The organism is Hyphomonas pacifica, from assembly GCF_000682675.1.
GTDB lineage: Bacteria > Pseudomonadota > Alphaproteobacteria > Caulobacterales > Hyphomonadaceae > Hyphomonas > Hyphomonas pacifica.
Genome location: NZ_AWFA01000092.1, coordinates 1 through 233 on the forward strand (window position 1 = coordinate 1; position 233 = coordinate 233).

The 233-nt window shown below is 61.8% G+C and carries 1 protein-coding gene; it reads right to left on the reverse strand.

All coding sequences use genetic code 11. The features are described from left to right. Window positions 1-233 (reverse strand): TraM recognition domain-containing protein (locus tag HY2_RS16480; RefSeq protein ID WP_155836570.1); only part of this gene is annotated, 233 nt, incomplete at both ends.

Genomic DNA, 233 nt, shown 5'->3' on the forward strand with positions numbered 1-233 from the left:
CCAGGGCGCGAGGCGATGGCCGGCATAGTTGCGCTGCGCGCGTTGCTGCGTGGTTGTTCCGAGGGCATCAGATATGCGCTTGGCGGTGCGCTCGTCATTGGTCGCAAAGGCGATGCGTACATGGCAATTGTCGAGAATGGCATTGTTCGGCCCATAGGCCTTTTCGATCTGGTTCAGCGACTGGGCGATGAGATAGGCCCGCATGCCATAGCCCGCCATGAAGGCGAGCGCGC